Source organism: Oryzihumus sp., assembly GCF_036391795.1.
Classification (GTDB): domain Bacteria; phylum Actinomycetota; class Actinomycetes; order Actinomycetales; family Dermatophilaceae; genus Oryzihumus.
The window spans coordinates 1-20,240 of the sequence record NZ_DASVZH010000065.1; the positions used below are offsets into that span (position 1 = coordinate 1).

Annotated in this window: 18 protein-coding genes; 7 read left to right on the forward strand and 11 right to left on the reverse strand. The window is 73.5% G+C overall.

Annotated features, from left to right (window positions below; genetic code table 11):
• The 3 genes from VF825_RS03590 to VF825_RS03600 all read right to left on the reverse strand — a co-directional run.
• A partial coding sequence (locus VF825_RS03590) for a patatin-like phospholipase family protein (RefSeq protein ID WP_331110226.1) occupies positions 1 to 572 on the reverse strand: 572 nt, incomplete at its 3' end.
• A gap of 95 nt (positions 573 to 667) precedes the next feature.
• Complete coding sequence (locus VF825_RS03595) at positions 668 to 844, reverse strand: hypothetical protein (RefSeq protein WP_331110228.1); 177 nt, start codon at positions 842 to 844, stop codon at positions 668 to 670.
• A gap of 75 nt (positions 845 to 919) precedes the next feature.
• Entirely contained in the window at positions 920 to 1,366 is a 447-nt protein-coding gene (locus VF825_RS03600; protein WP_331110230.1) for a hypothetical protein, read from the reverse strand.
• A gap of 259 nt (positions 1,367 to 1,625) precedes the next feature.
• Between VF825_RS03600 and VF825_RS03605 the strand changes: the two genes are divergently transcribed.
• Together VF825_RS03605 and VF825_RS03610 are read left to right on the forward strand one after the other, a co-directional pair.
• Positions 1,626 to 3,620, forward strand: a complete 1,995-nt coding sequence (locus tag VF825_RS03605; protein ID WP_331110232.1) for a glycoside hydrolase family 3 protein — start codon at positions 1,626 to 1,628, stop codon at positions 3,618 to 3,620.
• Positions 3,617 to 5,137, forward strand: coding sequence for a glycoside hydrolase family 30 protein (locus VF825_RS03610; protein ID WP_331110234.1), 1,521 nt, complete (start codon positions 3,617 to 3,619; stop codon positions 5,135 to 5,137). Before VF825_RS03605 ends, VF825_RS03610 begins: the two co-directional genes overlap by 4 nt.
• On the opposite strand, the gene VF825_RS03615 is transcribed toward VF825_RS03610, so the two are convergent.
• Both VF825_RS03615 and lepB read right to left on the reverse strand, forming a co-directional pair.
• Positions 5,138 to 5,689 (reverse strand): hypothetical protein, encoded by a 552-nt coding sequence (locus VF825_RS03615; protein WP_331110236.1) that lies wholly within the window; start codon positions 5,687 to 5,689, stop codon positions 5,138 to 5,140.
• A gap of 8 nt (positions 5,690 to 5,697) precedes the next feature.
• On the reverse strand, positions 5,698 to 6,336 hold the full coding sequence (gene lepB / locus VF825_RS03620; protein ID WP_331110238.1) for a signal peptidase I: 639 nt from the start codon (positions 6,334 to 6,336) through the stop codon (positions 5,698 to 5,700).
• 282 nt (positions 6,337 to 6,618) lie between these two features.
• On the opposite strand from lepB, the gene VF825_RS03625 reads away from it, so the two are divergent.
• A complete protein-coding gene (locus VF825_RS03625) occupies positions 6,619 to 7,935 on the forward strand; it encodes a ferredoxin reductase family protein (RefSeq protein WP_331110240.1) in 1,317 nt (438 codons plus the stop codon).
• Between the two features lie 107 nt (positions 7,936 to 8,042).
• Here the strand turns inward: VF825_RS03625 and VF825_RS03630 are convergent, their stop codons facing one another.
• The 3 genes from VF825_RS03630 to VF825_RS03640 form a co-directional block, all read right to left on the reverse strand.
• Positions 8,043 to 8,474, reverse strand: a complete 432-nt coding sequence (locus VF825_RS03630; RefSeq protein WP_331110242.1) for a hypothetical protein — start codon at positions 8,472 to 8,474, stop codon at positions 8,043 to 8,045.
• Between the two features lie 2 nt (positions 8,475 to 8,476).
• Positions 8,477 to 11,452: a sensor domain-containing protein gene (locus tag VF825_RS03635; RefSeq protein WP_331110244.1), complete on the reverse strand. Its 2,976-nt coding sequence runs from the start codon at positions 11,450 to 11,452 to the stop codon at positions 8,477 to 8,479.
• Between the two features lie 193 nt (positions 11,453 to 11,645).
• Positions 11,646 to 12,299 carry a hypothetical protein gene (locus VF825_RS03640; RefSeq protein WP_331110247.1) on the reverse strand — a complete coding sequence of 218 codons (654 nt, stop codon included), beginning with the start codon at positions 12,297 to 12,299 and terminating at the stop codon, positions 11,646 to 11,648.
• A 229-nt stretch (positions 12,300 to 12,528) separates the two neighbouring features.
• On the opposite strand from VF825_RS03640, the gene VF825_RS03645 reads away from it, so the two are divergent.
• On the forward strand, positions 12,529 to 14,151 hold the full coding sequence (locus VF825_RS03645) for a diguanylate cyclase (RefSeq protein ID WP_331110249.1): 1,623 nt from the start codon (positions 12,529 to 12,531) through the stop codon (positions 14,149 to 14,151).
• 55 nt (positions 14,152 to 14,206) lie between these two features.
• On the opposite strand, the gene VF825_RS03650 is transcribed toward VF825_RS03645, so the two are convergent.
• Positions 14,207 to 14,431 carry a hypothetical protein gene (locus tag VF825_RS03650; protein ID WP_331110251.1) on the reverse strand — a complete coding sequence of 75 codons (225 nt, stop codon included), beginning with the start codon at positions 14,429 to 14,431 and terminating at the stop codon, positions 14,207 to 14,209.
• 134 nt (positions 14,432 to 14,565) lie between these two features.
• Between VF825_RS03650 and VF825_RS03655 the strand changes: the two genes are divergently transcribed.
• The gene (locus VF825_RS03655; protein WP_331110253.1) at positions 14,566 to 15,852 is read left to right on the forward strand and encodes a pitrilysin family protein; all 1,287 of its coding nucleotides are present in this window, start codon (positions 14,566 to 14,568) and stop codon (positions 15,850 to 15,852) included.
• Positions 15,849 to 17,201 carry a pitrilysin family protein gene (locus tag VF825_RS03660; protein WP_331110255.1) on the forward strand — a complete coding sequence of 451 codons (1,353 nt, stop codon included), beginning with the start codon at positions 15,849 to 15,851 and terminating at the stop codon, positions 17,199 to 17,201. The genes VF825_RS03655 and VF825_RS03660 overlap by 4 nt, the downstream gene beginning before the upstream one ends.
• Before the next feature lie 73 nt (positions 17,202 to 17,274).
• On the opposite strand, the gene gabT is transcribed toward VF825_RS03660, so the two are convergent.
• Both gabT and hisN read right to left on the reverse strand, forming a co-directional pair.
• Positions 17,275 to 18,618, reverse strand: a complete 1,344-nt coding sequence (gene gabT, locus VF825_RS03665; protein WP_414695758.1) for a 4-aminobutyrate--2-oxoglutarate transaminase — start codon at positions 18,616 to 18,618, stop codon at positions 17,275 to 17,277.
• 141 nt (positions 18,619 to 18,759) lie between these two features.
• Complete coding sequence (gene hisN, locus VF825_RS03670; protein WP_331110259.1) at positions 18,760 to 19,539, reverse strand: histidinol-phosphatase; 780 nt, start codon at positions 19,537 to 19,539, stop codon at positions 18,760 to 18,762.
• A gap of 171 nt (positions 19,540 to 19,710) precedes the next feature.
• On the opposite strand from hisN, the gene VF825_RS03675 reads away from it, so the two are divergent.
• Positions 19,711 to 20,163, forward strand: coding sequence for a DUF2231 domain-containing protein (locus tag VF825_RS03675; protein WP_331110261.1), 453 nt, complete (start codon positions 19,711 to 19,713; stop codon positions 20,161 to 20,163).
• Positions 20,164 to 20,240: the final 77 nt, after the last annotated feature.

Sequence of the window (20,240 nt, forward strand, 5' to 3'; positions counted from 1 at the left end):
CGGCCGACGTGCAGGACGTAGACGGTGCGGGCCCCCAGGGCCACCGCCCGGGCGACGGGCACGCTCTGCACGATGCCGCCGTCGATGAAGTGCCGGTCGCCCACCCGCACGGGCGGCAGCAGCCCGGGGACCGCGGAGGAGGCGAGGACCGCGTCCGCGAGCGGGCCGTGGTCGAACCAGTGCGCCTCCGCCGTCTCGATGCACGCCGCGACGCACTGGAACGGCACCGCCAGCTCCTCGATGCGGGCTCCGGGCAGGTGCCGCTCCACCATCGCCCGCAGCGGGGCGTTGGAGTGCAGGTGGGTGCCGTGCCGGGCCAGTGTCGCCACCCGGTGCAGCATCGAGCCGCCGAGGACGTCGCTGCTGGTGATGCCCTGCCAGACCTGTGTCAGGCGACCGACGCCCTCGACGGTCGGGTCGGCGCTGAGGAAGGCGCCGTTGAGGGCCCCGACGCTGGTGCCGACGACGAGGTCGGGGGTGATGCCGTGCTCGAGCAGCGCGAGCAGGCTGCCCGCCTGTGCGGCACCGAGGACGCCGCCACCGCCGAGGACGAACGCGACGGGACTCTTCACTGGGCGACCTGGGCTTCCGGCACGCGGTCACGCTATGCCCCCAGGGGCTCAGCCGGGAGGTTTTGCCGGTCGCCTCGCCGACCGTGCCACCGGAGTCAGCCCAGCGGTGCGCCCTCGCAGCACGGGACGATGTGGCCGCAGGTGCCGCACCGCTGGTGCGAGGTCTCCCAGCGCATCGGCGCCCCGCAGTTGTCGCAGGGCGCCAGGCCGCCCACGGTCGGCTGGCACTGCGGCTGGGTCGTCCGGGCAGGGGAGGTGGCGGTGTCGGTCACGCCGTCACGGTAGCGGCGTCCGGCGCCGGTGCGGGGGAGCCCCGCCCGGCGCCGGCGCCGTGAGGACGGCCGCCGTCAGGGGCGGGTCCGGTACCGGCCGGCCTCCTCCTCCGGCGTGGCCTCCTCCTCGGGGGCGTCCCGAAGGTCGTCGTGCTGGGGGTAGCCGTTGTCGTGCGCGGGCAGGTCGGGGTCGCGGTCCTCGGCGAGGCGCAGGTGCTCGTCGCGCAGCTCGCGGGCCTGGGCCACGCCCTCGCCCCGACGTTCGGCCTCGGCAGCCAGGCGGTCGGCCTGGGCGGCCCGCTGTGCGGCCTCTGCGCGCGCCTTCGCGGCGGCAGCCTCGGCCTCGGCGGCTCCGGCCTCTCGCTCGCGAGCGAGCCGGTCGTGCTCGGCGGCCTCATCGCGCAGGCGTGCGGCCTCCTCACGCTGGGACTCCAGGCGACGCTGGGCGGTGGCCCGTCTCAGCACCAGCAGCAGTGCGACGACGACCACGACAGCCAGGACGATGACGATGACGGTCTTCATGGTGACCTCCAGGGTGCGCCCGCGCGGTGCCGACGCTGTTTGGTCACCTCAGTACCCCCATCCCCGCCCGGTCACGCTCGCGATGCGTGCCGGGTGTGTCGCAGGGGGGGCGGCCACGCGGCATACCGAAGGTGACCGGGGCTTTGCCAACTCCTGACGCGCCCCGCGTTGAAACCGGGGCAAAGGGGTCCATAGCGTGCCGAAGGGCGTGAAAGCGCTTCCGACGCAGGGCCCGTCGGGGCCCGGGACAGGGGAACCCATGCCAGGACGACGACCGGTGCGCACCTGCCTGCGCGCCACGACCGTGGTGCTCGCCGTGGCCGCGAGCGCTCTCTCCCTCACCGCGGTCGGCGCGTCGCCACCGGCCACGGCACAGCCGGCGGGCGGGACCTCGCGTCCCCTCCCTTACGAGGACTCCCGCCTGCCGGTGCCGCGGCGCGTGTCCGACCTCCTCTCGCGGATGACGCTGGAGGAGAAGGTCGGGCAGATGACCCAGACCGAGCGCTACCAGGTGGTCGACGACACCTCGCCGATCACCACGTGGCACCTCGGCAGCATCCTCTCCGGCGGGGGCTCGACCCCCACCCCGAACACCCCGACCGCGTGGGCGGACATGGTCGACCGGTTCCAGCGCGCCGCGCTGGCGACCCGGCTCCACATCCCCCTGCTGTACGGCATCGACTCGGTGCACGGCGACGGGAACCTGCTCGGCGCGACGGTCTTCCCCCACGACATCGGGCTGGGTGCCACCCGGGACCCGGCGCTGGTCCGCGAGGTCGAGCACGTCACCGCCTCCGAGACGCGTTCCAGCGGACCGCAGTGGGCGTTCGCGCCGTGCCTGTGCGCCGCGCGGGACGACCGCTGGGGGCGCACCTACGAGTCGTTCGGCGAGGACCCGCGCCTGGTCGAGCAGATGGAGACCGCCATCGACGGGCTGCAAGGCCCGCCCGGACACCTCGGCGACCGGGACCGGGTGCTGGCCACGGTCAAGCACTACGCCGGTGACGGCGACACGCGCTACGGCACCGGCAGCGGCGACTACCCGATCGACCAGGGCGTCGCCGTCACCGACCGCAAGTCCTTCTGGCGCAACGCCCTCCAGCAGTACGTCCCGGCCGTGCGGCAGCACCACGCCGGCAGCGTCATGCCCTCCTACTCCAGCGTCGACTGGACCGAGGACGGGGTGGGCAACCCGGTCAAGATGCACGGCAACCGCGAGCTGCTGACCGGGGTGCTCAAGGGTGCTATGGGCTTCCACGGGTTCGTCATCAGCGACTGGGAGGGCATCCACCAGCTGCCCGGGGACTGGCCCACCCAGGTGCGCACCGGCGTCAACGCCGGCATCGACATGATGATGGAGCCCAACGCCTACCAGAGCTTCGAGACCACCCTGCTCGACGAGGTCCACGCCGGGCGGGTGCCGTTGAGCCGCATCGACGACGCCGTCTCGCGGATCCTCACCGCCAAGTTCGAGCTCGGCCTGTTCGAGCACCCGTTCACCGACCGCACCGACCTGCCCGACATCGGCGGCCCGGCCCACCGTGCCGTGGCCCGGCGGGCGGTGGCCGAGTCGCAGGTGCTGCTCAAGAACGACCGCCGCACGCTGCCGGTCCGGCCCGGCACCCACCTCTACGTCGCCGGCAGCAACGCCGACGACATCGGCAACCAGGCCGGCGGCTGGACCATGACCTGGCAGGGCGGCTCGGGTGCCACGATCCCGGGCACCACGATCCTGGACGGCCTGCGGCAGGGCGCCGGGGCGGGCAACGTCACGTGGAGCCAGGACGCCTCGGCGCCGGTCGGTCCCGACGACGTGGGCGTGGTCGTCGTGGGGGAGACGCCGTATGCCGAGGGGTTCGGTGACGTGGGCGGCCCCCGGTGGGCGTACGACCCGGGCGACCATGGCGTGCCTCGCCCGGTGAAGGACATGCAGCTCTCCGACGCCGACAGGGCCGCCGTCGACCGGGTCTGCTCGGCCGCCGCCTCCTGTGTCGTGGTGGTCGTGTCCGGCCGGCCGCTGGTGCTCGACCCGAAGCAGCTCGGCGAGGCCGACGCCGTCGTCGCCGCGTGGCTGCCCGGCAGCGAGGGCGAGGGCGTGGCCGACACCCTGCTCGGCCGGCGCCCCTTCACCGGCAAGCTGCCCGTCAGCTGGCCGCGCACGGTCGCCCAGGAGCCCATCAACGTCGGGGACGCGCAGTACGAGCCGCTGTTCCCGTTCGGCTTCGGCCTCAGCACCGCCCGGAGGACCTCGTGAGCGCGTTCCGCCTGGCCGTCGTCGCCTCGGCGGTGGCAGCCACCAGCCTGCTGGGCGTGCCCGCCGCGCAGGCCGGGATCGAGCACGGTCGCCCCGGTCCCCGCGAGGCGCAGGTGTGGGTCACCACGCCCGACCGGGCCGAGCTGATGCACCACCGGGCCCCGGTCGCCTTCACCGACGCCACCCCCGACGGCGTCACCCTCGACGTCGACCCGGGCACGCGGATGCAGCGGATGGACGGCTTCGGCGCCTCGATCACCGACTCCTCGGCCGCGGTGCTCACCGGGCTGCCGCCGGCCCGCCGGGAGGCCGCGCTGCGCCGCCTGTTCGACCCGCGCGAGGGCATCGGCGTCAGCTTCCTGCGACAGCCCGTCGGTTCCTCGGACTTCACCGCCGCCGCGGAGCACTGGACCTACGACGACGTCCCCGCCGGGGAGACCGACTTCGGGCTGCGGCACTTCTCGATCGCCCATGACGAGCGCCAGGTACTGCCCCTGCTGCGCCGGGCCCGGGCGCTCAACCCGCACCTGACCGTCATGGCCACCCCGTGGAGCCCGCCGGCGTGGATGAAGACGACCGGCAGCCTGGTCGGCGGCCGGCTCAAGGACGACCCGCGCTACTACCGGGCCTACGCGGCCTACCTCGTGCGCTTCGTCCGGGCGTATGCCGCCGCCGGGGTGCCGATCGACTACCTGACGGTGCAGAACGAGCCGCAGAACCGCACCCCCAGCGGCTACCCCGGCACCGACATGGCGGTCCACCAGGAGGTCAAGGTCATCGAGGCGCTCGGCCCCATGCTGCGCCGGGCCAGTCCCCGGACGAAGATCCTCGCCTACGACCACAACTGGGCCACCCATCCCGACGACATCGCGCACACCCCGCCGGACGAGAGCCCCGAGACGGACTACCCCTACGAGGTGCTCGCAAGCCCGGCTGCCCGCTGGGTGGCCGGCACGGCATACCACTGCTATGCGGGTGACCCGAGCGCCATGACGGCCATGCACGAGGCGCACCCCGACATGGGGGTGTGGTTCACCGAGTGCTCCGGCTCCCACGGGCCGAGCGACCCGCCGGCGCAGGTCTTCCGGGACACGCTGACCTGGCACGCCCGGACCATCACGATCGGCACGACCCGCAACTGGGCGAAGTCGGTGGTGACGTGGAACATCGCACTCGACCCCAGTGGCGGGCCGCACCTCGCCGGCTGCGGCACCTGCACCGGCCTGCTCACGGTGGCTCCGGACGGGACGGTGACCACCAACGCGGAGTACTACACGATCGGCCACCTCAGCCGGTTCGTGCGGCCCGGGGCGGTGCGGGTCGAGAGCACCTCCTACGGCTCGACCGACTGGAACGGGCAGGTCATGGACGTCGCCTTCCGCAACCCGGACGGCTCGACCGCCCTGGTCGTGCACAACGAGAACGACGACCCGCGCACGTTCGCGGTGCGCGTCGGTGGGCGCAGCTTCTCCTACACCCTGCCCGGGGGTGCGCTCGCGACGTTCACCTGGCGCTGACTACAGCGCCGGTGCGACCACCGGGCGCCACCACTCGGGCGGACCTGCGGCGGGGAAGTCGAGGGCGACGTCGCGGGCCACGTCGGGCAGGACGTGGTAGCCCACGGACCCCGGCACGCTGACCAGGGCGAGCAACCGCCACAGCGCGCGGGCGTACGCCTCCGCCGGGGCGGCCCCGTCCCACTCGTAGACGCCCCGGTAGCGGCCATGGCCGTCGTGGCCCAGCCACAGTTTGGAGGCGAAACCCGGGAACCCGATGAACAGGGGAGTGGTCAGCTCGCTGGCGGGCCCGACGACGGCGTGGCCGCGCCCGCGTACGAGCCGCAGCCGGAACCCCACGACGAGCACGGCCGGCTGTGCGGGCGCCCGACGCTCGAGGCGGGTCTCGCGGTAGACCACGGCCGAGGTGCCGTCGGCGAAGTGCAGCCGCCGTCCGACGAGGTCGGGCGGCTGGTGGACCCGGCGTCGTGCGACCAGGCCGACACCATGCGTCGTGCTCCGCCACAGGGAGGCAGCAGCCGCCTCGACGGCCAACGGTGCCTGCTGGTTCATCGCCACGGTCAGTCGGGCTGGTCGAGGCCGGCCTGGTCGAAGGTGGACGGCGAGTCGATCGCGCCGGTGCGCCGCAACGGCCAGACGATCGCGAACGCCGTGCCGACCACGTCGGCTTCGGGGACGAAGCCGCCACCGGGGTCGTGCACGTGTGAGCGGCTGTCCGCGGAGTCGTCGCGGTTGTCGCCCATCACCCACAGGTGGCCTGCCGGCACGGTCACGGCGAAGTCCGTGGCGCTCGCGGTCGTGCCCGGCGGCAGGTAGGGCTCGCGCAGTCGCACCCCGTTGACGTAGAGGACGCCAGAACGCGCCTCCACCCGGTCGCCGCCGATGCCGATGACCCGCTTGACGAGGTTCTCCCCGGCTTCGTCGGGGGCGAGACCGGCCAGCTCCAGCCACTCCACCAACGCCCCGGCCGTGTCCGGTGGGTGCGACACCCAGCCCTGGGTGTCGCGGAACACGACCACGTCGCCGCGTTCGATGGCGCCGTTGCGCGCGGCCAGCCGGTCGACGAGCACCCGGTCGCCGTCGCAGGCGTGGCAGCCGTGCAGGGTCGGCTCCATCGACCCGGTCGGGATGAAGAAGCCCTGCACCACGAACGCGTGGGCCAGGACGAAGACGGTGAGCGCGGCCACCAGGGCGACCACCAGGGCTCGCGTGCCCCACCTGTCACGCCTGCCACGCGAAGGGGGGCGGTGCAGGGACGGTTCGACATCCCCCACCTCTTCGGGTGACCGGACGGCCATGCCACCACCATGCCACCAACTCCTGCGCCGAACGAGGGTTGACATCGGCGTCCCTGCTGGTCCGCGGGTTTGAGTCCCCGGCGGCTGGTGGCTAGCATCGTCCGTTCAGTGACCGGCCCCGGGGCAGGTCACTGGCAGGGGTACGGGGGGATGTCCTGTCCGCGACCCTTGGAAGTCGAGCCGATGCGAAGCATGATCCGCCAGGTCTGGGCGGTCGCCTACTTCGCCGTGGTGCTCATTCCCCTCGGCCTCGCCCTCGGCAGCGACCGCCCCGCAGGGGCCAACGCGGCGTACGAGGTCTCGCTGGCCTCCGGACTGGTCGCGCTCTCCCTCCTCACCGTCACCTGGGTGCTGCCCAAGCGGCTGCGTCTCCTGTCCAGCGGTCTGGGCATCGACGTGGTGATGAAGGTGCACCGGCTGGTGGGCGTCACCACGCTGGGGTTCGTGCTCACGCACGTGGCCGCGGTCGTGATGGCCCACCCGGGCAACCTGCACCTGCTCGACGTGCGGGTGGCACCCGGCCGGGCCAAGGCCGCGTTCGTGGCCACGGTCGCCCTGCTCCTGCTCGTCCTGCTGGCAGTGCTGCGCCGCTGGCTGGGCCCGCGTTACGAGGCCTGGCGGGGCGTGCACGTCCTGCTGGCGACCACCGTGATGGCCGGGGCGGCGCTGCACGTCCTGCTGCTGGGCCACCTGGTGGACACGCCGGTGTTCTCCAAGTGGTTCGCCTTCCTCGCGGCGGTGGTCGTCTTCGTGACGCTGCGCCGCTGGGTCTGGCGCCCGATGCGGGCCCTCATCCACCCCTACCTCGTCAGCGAGGTGCGCCGGGAGAGCCCGACCGTCTCCACCGTCGTGCTCGAGGCGTGGGGGCACCGGGGGCTGTCCAGGTTCCAGCCCGGGCAGTTCGCGTACGTGCGCTTCGGGGCGACCCCGTTCGGCTTCGAGGAGCACCCGTTCACGATCGCCAACCCGCCGCGCCGCCGTGGTGAGCTGGAGTTCACGGTCAAGGACCGGGGCGACTACTCCTCCTCGGTCGGCGAGCTGACCGTGGGGGACCGGGTGTGGGTCGACGGGCCGCACGGCGCGTTCACCCCGGTCGAGCACACCGACCGTGGGCTGGTCATGGTCGCCGCAGGCGTCGGCATCACGCCGATGATGAGCGTGCTGCGCCAGCTCGCCAGCGTCGGTGACGAGCGCGAGCACTGGCTCTTCGTCGCGGCGCCGACCGAGCAGGAGCTCCTCTTCCGCGAGGAGCTGGCGGCCATGACCCGGCGGATCCGGCTGCGGGTCGTCGAGGTGGTCACCCGTCCGCAGGAGGGCTGGCGTGGCCCGAGCGGGCGCATCGACGTCGACCTCCTGGACCGCTACCTGCCCGAGAACCACCACGACTTCGACTACTACCTGTGCGGTCCGCCCCGGATGGTCCGCGACGTGACCGACGCCCTGGCCGAGCTGGGGGTCGACTCCCGGCAGGTCCACAACGAGGCGTTCGACGCCGTCTGACCAGTACGCCGCCTCCCCGAGTCGCCTCCGGAAAGGAACCCCGTGCGTTTCAACCCCACCAGCTTCACCCATGTGTCCAGCGCCGTCTTCGGCGTCGCCGTGGTCGGCTACGCCGCCGTCCGCGTCGGCACGTATGTCGCGCCCCACCTGCCCCTGCAGGACCAGTCCGCCGGTCCGTCGCACTCAGCGACCTCGACCGCGCCCCGCGACCTGCAGAGCGTGTCGCGCCAGACCACCCGCACGGCCCTGCCGTCGACCTCGCCCAGCGCCCTGCCGACCACGCAGGTCCCGACGGCGTCGTCGACCGGGCCGTCGGCGTCGCCGACCCCGGGCACGACGGCGCCCACCCCGGGCACCGCGCCCACGAGCGCGGCCTCCCCGACGACCACGACCTCGTCGAGCTCGCCGACCGGGACGACGTCCCCGACGCCGACGACCTCGACCAAGACGCGCAAGCCCAAGCCGTCGTCGACGACGACCACCTCGAGTCCGAGCCCCACGACGAGCAGCGGCCTGTCGCTGCCGCTGCCGGGCGTCACGGCTACGGTCGGGCTGCCCTGACGCCCTTCCCCGGGAAGGCCTCGCCGCGGGCGAGCCGTCGCAGCAGGTCCTCGACCGGCTCCGGCTCCCCGACATGGTGGCCCTGGGCGTGGTCGATGCCCAGGCTGCGCACGACCTGAAGCACCTGGTCGTCCTCGACGTACTCGGCGACCGTCTCCTTGCCGAGCCCGTGGGCCAGGCCGACGATCGACTGCAGGATCAGCCGGTCGGTCGGGTTCGACGGGGCGTCGACGACGAAGTCGCCGTCGACCTTGATGTAGTCGAAGACCAGGTGCTTGAGGTACTTGAACGACCCGAACCCTGCCCCGAAGTCGTCCAGGGCGAACCGGAAGCCCATGGCCTGCACGTCGCGGCCGAACTGCACCGCCGAGTCGAGGTCGGCGACCGCGACCGTCTCGGTGATCTCGAGCACCAGGCACTGGGGGTCGAACGGCCGCTGGCTGAGGTGGCGCAGCAGGTCGTGGATGACCATCTGGTTGCCGACCGAGTGGCCGGAGAGGTTGACCTGGACCCGGAAGGTGGGGTCGATGTGCTGGGCGTCGGTGAGCACGTCCACCGCCCGGTCCAGCACCCACCGGTCCAGCTGCTGGATCAGGCCCGCCCGTTCGGCCGCGGGGATGAACTGGGCCGGGCTGACCGGGCGCCCCTCGTCGTCGAGCATGCGCACCAGCAGCTCGGCGCCACTGACCCGGCCGCTGCGCAGGTCGAGGATCGGCTGCGCGAACAGCACGAAGCGGTCGGCCTCGAGCGCCTCGGAGAGCCGGTCGACCCACGCGAGCCGGCCGGCGGTGCCGGGGTGCTCGGCGTCGACGCCACCGAAGACGGAGTAGCCGTCGCGCCCCTCCTCCTTCGCGTCGTACATCGCCATGTCGGCGGCGCTGAGCAGCTCGCTGGAGGAGGTGTCGGCGTCGGTGACCAGGACCACGCCGATGCTGGTGGTCACCCGCCGATCACGCCCGCCGGAACGCACGCCCACCTGCTCCCGCACCAGCCGCACGAGGTCGCGGGCCAGCGCCGTGGCGCTCTCACGGTCCGCCTCCGGCAGCAGCAGGGCGAACTCGTCGCCGCCGAGCCGGGCGACCAGGTCGGCGCTGCCCGCCCGTGCCCGCAGGGCGGCGCCCGCGGCCATGATGAGCTGGTCGCCGGCGAGGTGCCCGAGCGTGTCGTTGATCTGCTTGAAGTGGTCGAGGTCGAGCACCATGAGCGCCCCCGCGGGGCCGCTGCGGCGGCAGTGCTCCATGTGTGCGGTCAGCGCGGCGTCGAACTGCCGGCGGTTGGCCAGCCCGGTCAGCGGGTCGTGGTCGGCGAGGTAGCTCAGCTGCTCCTCGTAGCGGTGCCGTTCGGAGATGTCGACGATGTTGAGCAGCACCGACTCGGCCGCCCCGTCCGGGCCGCGCAGGACGACGCCCCCGATGGCCACCCGCACGAGCAGGCCGTCGGGCCGGGGCAGGTACATCTCCAGCTCCAGCCGCCCGGTGGGGCTGTCCACGAGGTTCTGGATGACGCCCTGCGGTGCCTCCGACCGCGCGGGGCGGAAGCTGTCCAGCTGCCGCCCGACCATGCCCTCGCGCGGGGTGTCGAGCATCTGGCACAGGGCCGGGTTGACCTGCTGGACGACGCCGTCGAGGCCCACGAGGGCCACGCCGTAGGGGGCCTCGTCGAAGATCCGCTGGAACATCTGCCGGGCCCGGCGCTCGGACTCCCCGCGGGCGCGCTCCTCGGTGACGTCCCACGCGACGACCAGGGCCTCGGGCTCGCCGTCGTGCGGGGGCAGCGGGGTCCCGACGACCTGCAGCACCCGTCCGGTGTGCGTGGCGAGGACCTCGACCTGACCCTCCCGGCCGTCCAGGGCACCGCGCAGCACCGGCTCGATCCGTGCGACGTTCTCCGGCGAGGAGATGTCGGCCAGCGTGAGCCCCTGCGCGTTGGCCACTCCCTGGCGCTGCAGCCCGAGCCCGGTGGCGAGCCGGAACCGCAGGTCCGGCCCGACGACCATCACGGCGGTGTCGGGCAGGTGGTCGAGCAGGGCGCGCCACCGCTGTTCGGACTCGCGCAGGGCGCGCAGGGCATGCTGCTCGACGGTCACGTCGACCGCCACCCCCATCCAGCCCACCTGGGTGCCGGACGCGTCGTACATGCCGGTGAGGGTGAGGCGGACCGTGGACCGGTGACCGTCCCGGCCGACGTAGGTCCACTCGCGGGTGTCGCGGCCCTCCCTCTTGGCCCGGTGCACCACGACCTCGGCCCGGTCGACGCCCTCCTCGGCGGCGACCCGGTCCAGCTCGGCGGGGTCGTGCCACTCCTCGGGGCTCATCCGGCCGACCACCTCGTCGGCCGTCCACCCCAGCAGCCGTTCCGACCCCTCGTTGAAGAACGTGACCCGGCCCTCGAGGTCGCACGTCATGATCGCGTGCTCGGTGGCGGCACGGAGCACGCCGTCGAGGTGGCTGGACACCCGTTCGTGCCGGCTGCGCTCCTCGTCGAGGCGGTTGACGACGCGCTGGATCACCGGGCAGATGAGGAAGACGATCAGCGTCCACAGCAGGGCCCGGCGCCAGTCGCTGACCGGGTAGCGGGGGCCTCCGATGAGCAGCACCGGGACCAGCAGCACCGCGACCGTGGCCGCGCCGGCCAGGACCAGCTGGCGGCGGGTGCCGTAGAGGGCGATCCACAGGGTGGGCAGGGCCAGCAGCGGCACCACGGGGGTCGAGGTGGTGGTGGCGTCGCGCAGTGCCGCGATGATGAGGAAGAAAGCCAGTGGGGGCACACTGTCCCGCCAGCTCGGCTCGGTGCGCGCGGCGACCCGGACCCCGTAGGCGACGAGCGCCACCAGCAGGCCCGTCACGACGGCCAGGTGGGGGCCGTCGATCGAGGTCGGGGGAGCGACCAGCGCCGCGATCCCGACCGTTGCCACGATGACGAACGGGATCATGGCGGTCGGGGGCGGGCGGCGCACGTTCCCGAGTATCGGCCCTGGCGTGGCCGTGCGTGAGTGGTTTGGCCCGGTATGCCGTGACTGGCCTGCCGCCGACCCCGTCAGCCTTCGGGCGGCCACGCGAGGGGGGCGGGTCCCATGGGACCCGCCCCCTCTCGTGCATGGTCGACGTGCTGCTGACGCCCGCTCGCCGACCTCCAGGACGCTCCCTGCGTCAGCGCCCGGAGCGGTGGTGGTCGCCGTGCCGCGACCCGTGGCGCCCCCGGCCGTCGCGGTGGTCACCGATGTGCCGGTCCCGGCTGTCGTGCGCCGGGGACCAGCTCTTGCCGTTGTGCCAGGCCGCGGAGTGGGCCTGCCCGTCCTGACGTGAGGCGGACCAGCCGGTGGGCCGCTGCGGGCCCGCGGCGCGGTCCTTGCTCACGACGGTCGCGACCGGCCGCGCCTCGGTGGTGTCCGTGCTGTCGGCGGGGTCCGTGCCACCGGTCGAGCCGTCCTCGCCCTGCTGCTGGTCGGTGCCGTCCGTGGCGGTGGCCGCGGCGTCGGCGGCCTTGACGGCCGTGATGTCGGACAGGACCGTGGTCAGGGCGGACTGCGCCGCGACCTCGTCACCGGCGCGCATGGCGCTCACCAGCGCCACGATGTCGGTGCGCAGCTGCTGGCGCGCCGCGATCTGGTCGGCCGTGAGGGTGCGGACGGCCTCGTCGTGGCTGCCGACCTCGTGGGTGGCGACGGACTGCCCGAGGCTGGTCGTGTGCTCGGGTGCCATCGGCCCGGCCAGGGCAGACCCGGCGCCGGCGACCGCGAAGCTCAGGGCCAGGACGCCGGAGGCCAGGACGGTGCGGGTGGAGACCTTGCGCGAGGAGTTCATGAGTCCTTCCCATCGTCTGTTCGGACTGCTCCCGGCTCCCCACCCAACCTAGGAGGCGCCGGAAAGGCACAGGCGATGGGACGTTCAGACCTGCGTCAAGGAATGGTCAACGTCTGCCTGCGGCCCCGGGCACGGCCACCTAGGATGAGTCGCCCGGACGCCGTTCCCACGGCGCGTTGGTGCGAGGAGGGGCCGTGAACCAGCACGTCCACACCCGTCCCGGCGCGCGATGACCCAGCCGGGGCCCTCTGCCTCGGGGGAGGCTGTCCTCGAGCGGGAGATGATCCAGCAGCTCTGGGAGCGCAGCAGGGAACGGCTGCTCGCCCAGGTCGACCGGCTCGAGGAGGCGCTGCACGCCGTCGTCGAGCGCAACCTCGACGCCGAGGCGCAGCGGGCCGCCGAGCGCACCGCGCACCAGATCGCCGGCGCAGCCGGCACCTTCGGCTTCCCCCGGGCCACCGAGATCGCCCAGGAGTTCGAGCGGATGTTCGCCGGCCCGGCGGAGGAGCTCCCCTCGCGGGCCCTCACCGCGGCCCGGCACCTGGCCAACCTGCGCCGCGAGCTGGAGGAGCCGGCCACCCCACCGGGCCCGGTCGTGGCGACCCGGGCCTCCGGCCGGCTGCTGGTGGCGCACGCCGACCCGGCGCAGGCCACGGCGATCGCCCGGGAGGCCGAGGGCCGCGGGCTGCGCTGCCGTGTCGCCACCGACGTGGCGTCGGCGCGGCAGGCGGTCCGCCAGGGGCGTCTCGACGTGGTCGTCGTCGACGCGGAGGTCACCGGCGAGGACGCGCTCGGCCTGCTCGCCGACGTCGCGTCCCTGCTGCCCGAGGCCCGGGCGATGGTGCTGGCTCCCGAGCCGCAGTCCGCGGAGGCCGAGGAGGTGCGGGCTGCCGGCGCCGCCGGCCTGGTCGCCCGGTCGCTGCCGCCGGCGCAGGTGGTCGACGCCGTCGTCGACATGATGCGACGGCAGCTGCTGTCCCGGCACCGCGTCGTGGCCGTCGACGACGACCCCGTGATCCTGGACGTCCTGACCCACCTGTTCGACCACGCCGGGCTGCCGGTGACGACCGTCGGCGACCCCCTGCAGTTCTGGGACGCCCTCGAGGAGACCGCCCCCGACCTGGTGCTGCTGGACCTGGACATGCCGTCGGTGACCGGCTTCGAGCTGTGCCGCCGGGTGCGGGCCGACCCGCGGTTCGAGTCCACCCCCGTCATCGTGCTGACCAGCAGCCACCAGCAGGCAGCCGTCGAAGAGGTGTTCGCCGCGGGTGCCGACGACTACGTCACCAAGCCGGTCGACCCGGGCGAGCTGCTCGCCCGGGTCTCCGGACGGCTGGAGCGGCTGCGCCAGCAGCGCCTCCTGGCCCAGACCGACCCGCTGACCGGGCTGGCCAACCGGCGCGCGTTCATCCGGGAGCTCGCCCGGCTGCGCACCGACGCGGTCCGCTCCGGGGAGCCCCTGTCGTTCGTCCTGCTCGACCTCGACGAGTTCGAGGAGATCAACCAGCGCCACGGGCACGCCGTCGGCGACGAGGTGCTCGAGCGCCTGGCCGCCCTGCTGCGCCGCAGCTTCCGGGCGGACGACCTCATCGCCCGCTGGGGTGGTCAGGAGATCGCCCTGGCCCTCTACGGCCTGGGCCGCGAGGACGCGTCCGCACGCGTCGTCCGCACCCTGGAGCACTGCCGGGCCAACCCGTTCACCGGGACGGACGGCCGGTCGGTGCCCGTGACCTTCAGTGCTGGGGTGGCGCAGTTCGGCCCGGACGGCGAGGACCTGGCCAGCGTCTACCGCAGCGCGGAGTCGGCGCTGCGCGACGCCCAGGCCCGGGGGCGCGACCGCGTCGTCCCCTGAACGGACCCTGGGTACGCCGTGCGGCCGGGCCGGCCGCACGGCATACCGGGGTCGGTCAGTCGGTGTGGTTGGCCAGGGCGACCAGCACCCCGGCCGTGGCGAAGTACCTGTTCGAGCCGAGGTCGCGGACCGTCTTGATGCCGAACGCCTCGTCGAGCTTCTTCGCGTCGGACTCGGTCACCCCCGCCAGTGCCGACACCGGGGCGGCGAGGATGTCCGCGAGGGACTTGTCCTCCCACGCCTTGTCGAGCGCCTTCGACAGTCCCACGGAAACAGCCATGATCGTCCCTCCGGTCCCACGGTGCATGCGATGTCGGGACCACGCTCGGGGACCGCGGCGGCTGGGACCACCTGCGGCTGGACTACGTCGTCGCGGGCCCTCGGGGCCGGGCGACGATCACCTAGGGTGGGCCCATGCCGCTGGACTACCCGATCGCCGAACGCACGCTGGCCAACGGCCTGCGCGTCATCGTCAGCGAGGACCACACCGTCCCCAACGTCACGGTCAACCTCTGGGTCAACGTGGGCTCCCGCCACGAGGTCGAGGGCCGCACCGGGTTCGCCCACCTCTTCGAGCACCTGATGTTCCAGGGCTCGCGCAACGTCGCCAGCGGCGAGCACTTCAGCCGGCTGATGGCCGAAGGTGGGCGGCTCAACGCCACGACGTGGTTCGACCGGACCAACTACTTCGAGACCGTGCCCAAGGGGGCCTACGAGCTCGCGCTGTGGATGGAGGCCGACCGGCACGGGCACCTGCTCGACGCGGTCAACCAGGCCAACCTGGACAACCAGCGCGACGTGGTCAAGGAGGAGAAGCGCCAGCGCTACGACAACGTGCCCTACGGCAACGCGCTGATCGACATCTACGCGGCGGTCTTCCCCAAGGGCCACCCCTACCACCACGCCACGATCGGGTCGATGGACGACCTCGACGCCGCCAGCCTGGAGGACGTGCACGCCTTCTTCCGGCGCTACTACGGGCCCAACAACACGGTGCTCACCCTGGTCGGCGACCTCACCGCGGAGGAGGGGTTCGCCGCGGCGGAGCGCTACTTCGGTGACCTGCCGGCCAGCGCCGAGCCCCCGCGCGGTCCGGTCGACGCGCTGGAGCCGCTGGGCGAGCCGGTGCGCGACGAGCACGTCGAGGCCGTGCCCAGCGACCGCCTGCACATCGCCTTCCGGCTGCCCGTGGACGACACCCCCGAGTTCTTCGCCGCGTCGCTGGCCATGGACGTGGTCGGCGGGCTGGCCACGTCCCGGCTGCACCAGCGCCTGGTGCGCCGTGAGCAGGTCGCCCACGCCGTCTGGGCCCACGCGATGGGATTCGTCGACGGCGTGTCCCTGGGCTTCATCGGTCTCGACGTCGTCGAGGGTGTCGAGCCCGACGACGTCGAGCAGGCCATCTGCGAGGAGCTGGCACGGCTCGGCGAGCAGGGCCCGACGGCGGTCGAGATGGAGTCCGCCCTGGCCCAGGCCGAGCGGGCCTGGCTCTCGGCGCTCGCCAGCCAGGAGGAGCGCGCCGACCACATCAGCCACCGGGCGATGCTCCAGGGCTCCCCGGGCTACATCAACACGTTCCTCGACCGCCTCGGCGAGGTGACCCCCGGGCAGGTGCAGCAGGTCGCGGCGACGTGGCTGCGACCCGAGTCCCGCGCCGTCGTCGCCTACCTCAAGCAGGACCGCGAAGGAGCCGCCGCATGACCTCCGTGACCGACCGCCCGGCCGTCACGCCGCCCCAGCCCTGGGCCTTCCCCGAGGCATCGCGCAGCACCCTGGACAACGGCCTGGACCTCGTCACCTACGACGTGCCGGGGCAGTACGTCATCTCGCTGCGCCTCGCTGTCCCGCTGCCGCTGTCGCTGGAGCCGCGCGGCAAGGAGGGCCTGGCGACGATCCTGTCCCGCACGCTCGACGAGGGCACCCAGCGGCACTCGGCCGAGGAGTTCGCCGAGCTGCTCGAGCGCAAGGGCATCGCCCTCGGTGCCAGCACCGGCGAGGCCGGGCTGACCGTCGAGCTGGAGGTGTCCAAGCGGCACCTGTCCGACGCGCTCGACCTGTTCAGCCAGGCCGTCCGCGAACCGGTGTTCCCCGAGTCCGAGGTCAGCCGCCACGTGCGCACCCGCCTGGCCGAGATCGACCAGGAGCACGCCAACCCGACCCAGCGCGCGGCGCTGGAGCTGGTCCGCACCTACTTCGCGCCGGGGGAGCGGGCCGCGTTGCCCAGCGCCGGCACGCGCGAGACCGTCTCGGGCATCACCCGCGAGGACCTCATCGCCTTCCACGCCGCGCACGTCGCACCCGGCGGCAGCACCCTCGTCGTCACCGGCGACCACAGCGGCCTCGACGTGGCCGCTGAGGTCGGGGACACGCTGGGCGGCTGGTCCGGCCGGGCGGCGGTCACCGAGCCGGTGGCCTCGGCCCGCGCCGCGGACGCCGCCCGCATCGTGTTCGTCGACCGGCCGGGCGCGGTGCAGTCCGAGATCACCATCGCCTGCGCCGGGCCGGACCGCCGCGAGGAGGGCGGCTGGGCGCCGTTCCCGGTGCTCAGCTTCGTCGTCGGCGGCTCGCCCAACGCCCGCGTCGACGCCGTGCTCCGGGAGGAGAAGGGCTTCACCTACGGCATCCGCTGCGGCTTCCGCCCGCGCCGCAAGGGTGGGCTGTTCCTCACCGGCGGGTCGGTGCGCGCCGACTCCACGGTGGAGGCGCTGGACCTGCTGCTGGGCATCCTCGAGGGTGGCCTGGACGGCTTCACCGAGGAGGAGGCCCGGTCCGGGGTCGACTTCATCGGCAAGACCGCACCGGGTCGCTACGCCACCGCCGACGCCGTGGCCGACGAGGCGGCGACCATGGCCCTGGAAGGGCTGACGACCGACTTCACCACGGCCAACCTGCTCGACCTGGCCACGGTGGACGCGGCGCGGATCAGCGAGGCCTACCGGCGCCACGTGCGGCCGGGGCAGTGGACCGTGGTCGTGGTCGGCGACGCCGAGCGCTACGCCGAGGGCGTGCGCGCCCTGGGTCGCGGCGAGGTGACCGTCGTCCCCAACTGAGGCGACCACCCGCGATACACGCGCCGCGGCCCGGCCACCCCGCGAGGGTGGCCGGGCCGCTGCGTCACCGGGTTCAGGCGGTGGCGGCCAGCAGCGCGTCCTCGAGCACCTGCAGGCCCTCGAGCAGCAGCTCCTCGCCGATCACCAGCGGCGGGAGCAGCCGGATGATGTTGCCGAACGTGCCACAGGTCAGGATGACCACGCCCTGCTCGTGGCAGGCCTTGGCGACCCTGGCCGTGAGCTCGGCGTCCGGCTCGGTCGTGCCGGGACGGACGAGCTCGATGGCCAGCATCGCGCCGCGACCGCGGACGTCACCGATGGCGGGGACCTTGCCGGCGATGGCGCGCAGCCGCTCGGTGGCCACGGCCTCGATCTGCTTTGCCGCCCCGATCAGGTCCTCGGCACGCATCGTCTCGATGGCGCCGAGCGCGCCGGCGCAGGCCACCGGGTTGCCGCCGTAAGTGCCGCCGAGTCCACCGCCGTGGACGCTGTCCATCAGCTCGGCGCGGCCCGTCACGGCGGCCAGCGGCAGGCCGCCGGCGATGCCCTTGGCGGTCGTGACCAGGTCGGGCACGACCCCCTCGTGGTCGCTGGCGAACCAGGCGCCGGTGCGGGCGAACCCGCTCTGCACCTCGTCGCAGATGAAGACGATCCCGTTGTCGTTGCACCACTTCTGCAGCGCCGGGAGGAAACCCGGGGCCGGGACGATGAAGCCACCTTCGCCCTGGATCGGCTCGATGACCAGTGCGGCGATCTGGTCGGCACCGACCTGCTTCTCGGCGGCCAGGATCGCCCGGGCGGCGGCCTGCTCGCCGGTCATGCCCTCGGGGTCGCGGAACGGGTAGGACGTCGGCACGCGGTAGATGTCCGAGGCGAACGGGCCGAAGCCCTTCTTGTAGGGCATCGCCTTGGCGGTCAGCGCCATCGTCAGGTTCGTGCGCCCGTGGTAGGCGTGGTCGACCGCCACCACGGCGTTGCGCCCGGTGGCGTAGCGGGCCACCTTCACGGCGTTCTCCACGGCCTCGGCGCCGGAGTTGAACAGCGCCGACTTCTTGGCGTGGTCGCCCGGCGTCAGCTCGGCCAGGGCCTCGCAGACGGCGACGTACTCCTCGTAGGGGCTGATCATGAAGCAGGTGTGCGTGAAGTCGGCGACCTGCTGCGTGACGCCCTCGACCACGCGCGGTGCGGCGTTGCCGACGCTGGTCACGGCGATGCCGGACCCGAGGTCGATGAGCAGGTTGCCGTCGACGTCCTCGATGACCCCGCCGCCCGCTCGCTTGACGTAGACCGGCAGGGTCGAGCTGACGCCGGCGGACACGACCGCGGACCGGCGCGCCGCCAGCTCCTGGGACTTGGGCCCCGGCAGCGCGGTGCGCAGCTCGCGACGCTGGGGCAGGGTGCTGGTGGTGTCGGACACGGGGGCTCCTGAGGTGCGGGGGATGCTGCTGACCCCATACTCGCCCATGAGCCCCTGCAGGCGGTATGCCGGGCCGAGACGGCCGCAGCGCGGGCCGCCTGCCGTGGGGCCCACCTCGGCCGCCCGGCGCGGCCGTGCAGGTCAGGCGAGGCGGCGGAGCACCTCGTCGTGCAGCAGCCCGTTGGTGGCGACGGCGTTGCCGCCCCAGGGGCCGTCCTGACCCTCGAGGGAGGTGAACCGGCCGCCGGCCTCGGTGACGATGGGGACCAGGGCAGCCATGTCGTGCACGGCGAGCTCGGGTTCGGCGGCGATGTCGACCGCGCCCTCGGCCACGAGCATGTAGGACCAGAAGTCGCCGTACGCGCGGGTGCGCCAGCACTCGTCGGTGAGGGCGAGGAACTGCTCGCGCCGGCCGATCTCGCGCCAGCCGGTGAGGCTGGAGTAGGACAGGGACGCGTGGGACAGGTCGCCGACCCCGGACACGTGGATCCGCCGGGCCGAGGACAGGCTGCGCCCGGTCCAGGCGCCGGAGCCGGTCGCGGCCCACCAGCGGCGGTTCAGCGCCGGCGCGGACACGAGACCGATGACCGGCTGGCCCTCGTCGACCAGGGAGATGAGGGTGGCCCAGACGGGCACCCCGCGGACGAAGTTCTTGGTGCCGTCGATCGGGTCGATCACCCAGCGGCGGGGGCCGTGCCCGGTCGTCTCGAACTCCTCGCCCTCCACGGCGTCCCGTGGCCGGGTGCGCTTGAGCTGGTGGCGCACCATCTCCTCGGCGGCACGGTCGGCGTCGGTCACGGGGGTGAGGTCGGGCTTGGACTCGACGACGAGGTCCTCGGCCCGGAAGCGCTCCATGGTCACCCGCTCGACGGCATCGGCAAGCACGTGCGCGAGGCGCAGGTCGTCGTCATAGGTCGGCACGGCGGTCACGCTAGCGTCCGGCGCGTCCGGCGGCGCGCCAGGCACCCCGGGAGCGGCGGTGAACCAGGCGCACCGCCGGCTCGGGGTGGCCCGCAACGCGGTCTGCTGCCCAGCGGCCTCGCGTAACCTCGTGCGCAGACGGGGCAGGGCCCGGCCGAAGGGGTGAGCGCCATGTTCGACACGGTTTTCGGGCTACCCGTCCACGTGCTCGTGGTGCACGCGGTGGTGGTGCTGCTTCCGCTGATGGCGCTGGTGACCATGGTCATCGCGTTCGTGCCTCGCTGGCGGGCGCGCGTCGCGTGGCTCGTGGTCGCTGCCGACGTCGCCATGGTCGTCGTGACGGTGGTGGCGCGGCAGAGCGGCGAGGCGCTGCAGCGCCGGCTCGGCGGGCAGATCGCGGCCGAGCACGCCGCCATGGGCAAGGACCTCGTCTGGTTCGCGCTCGGCCTGCTGGCCGCATCGGTCCTCGTGGCGCTCACCCGTGACGCGCGCGGGGGTTCTCCCCGGCTGGCCGCGGCGCTGACGTTCGTGGCCGCGGCGCTGGTGACGTGGTGGACGATCCGGGTCGGGCACACCGGCGCCGACGCCGTGTGGAAGGGCATCATCGCCGGCACCCCCCGCTGACGCGGGCGACGGGCCACTCCCGGTCAAACCGCCGAGCTGGACGTTCGTGCCCCTTCGGCCCCGGCCGAAGGGGCACG

Coding starts and splice junctions, on each gene's coding strand:
- VF825_RS03600 (WP_331110230.1), bottom strand. CDS start 1,366: ATGAAGACCGTCATCGTCATCGTCCTGGCTGTCGTGGTCGTCGTCGCA.
- VF825_RS03605 (WP_331110232.1), top strand. CDS start 1,626: ATGCCAGGACGACGACCGGTGCGCACCTGCCTGCGCGCCACGACCGTG.
- VF825_RS03645 (WP_331110249.1), top strand. CDS start 12,529: ATGACCCAGCCGGGGCCCTCTGCCTCGGGGGAGGCTGTCCTCGAGCGG.
- VF825_RS03675 (WP_331110261.1), top strand. CDS start 19,711: ATGTTCGACACGGTTTTCGGGCTACCCGTCCACGTGCTCGTGGTGCAC.
- VF825_RS03660 (WP_331110255.1), top strand. CDS start 15,849: ATGACCTCCGTGACCGACCGCCCGGCCGTCACGCCGCCCCAGCCCTGG.
- VF825_RS03640 (WP_331110247.1), bottom strand. CDS start 12,299: ATGAACTCCTCGCGCAAGGTCTCCACCCGCACCGTCCTGGCCTCCGGC.
- VF825_RS03615 (WP_331110236.1), bottom strand. CDS start 5,689: ATGAACCAGCAGGCACCGTTGGCCGTCGAGGCGGCTGCTGCCTCCCTG.
- VF825_RS03655 (WP_331110253.1), top strand. CDS start 14,566: ATGCCGCTGGACTACCCGATCGCCGAACGCACGCTGGCCAACGGCCTG.
- VF825_RS03650 (WP_331110251.1), bottom strand. CDS start 14,431: ATGGCTGTTTCCGTGGGACTGTCGAAGGCGCTCGACAAGGCGTGGGAG.
- VF825_RS03625 (WP_331110240.1), top strand. CDS start 6,619: ATGCGAAGCATGATCCGCCAGGTCTGGGCGGTCGCCTACTTCGCCGTG.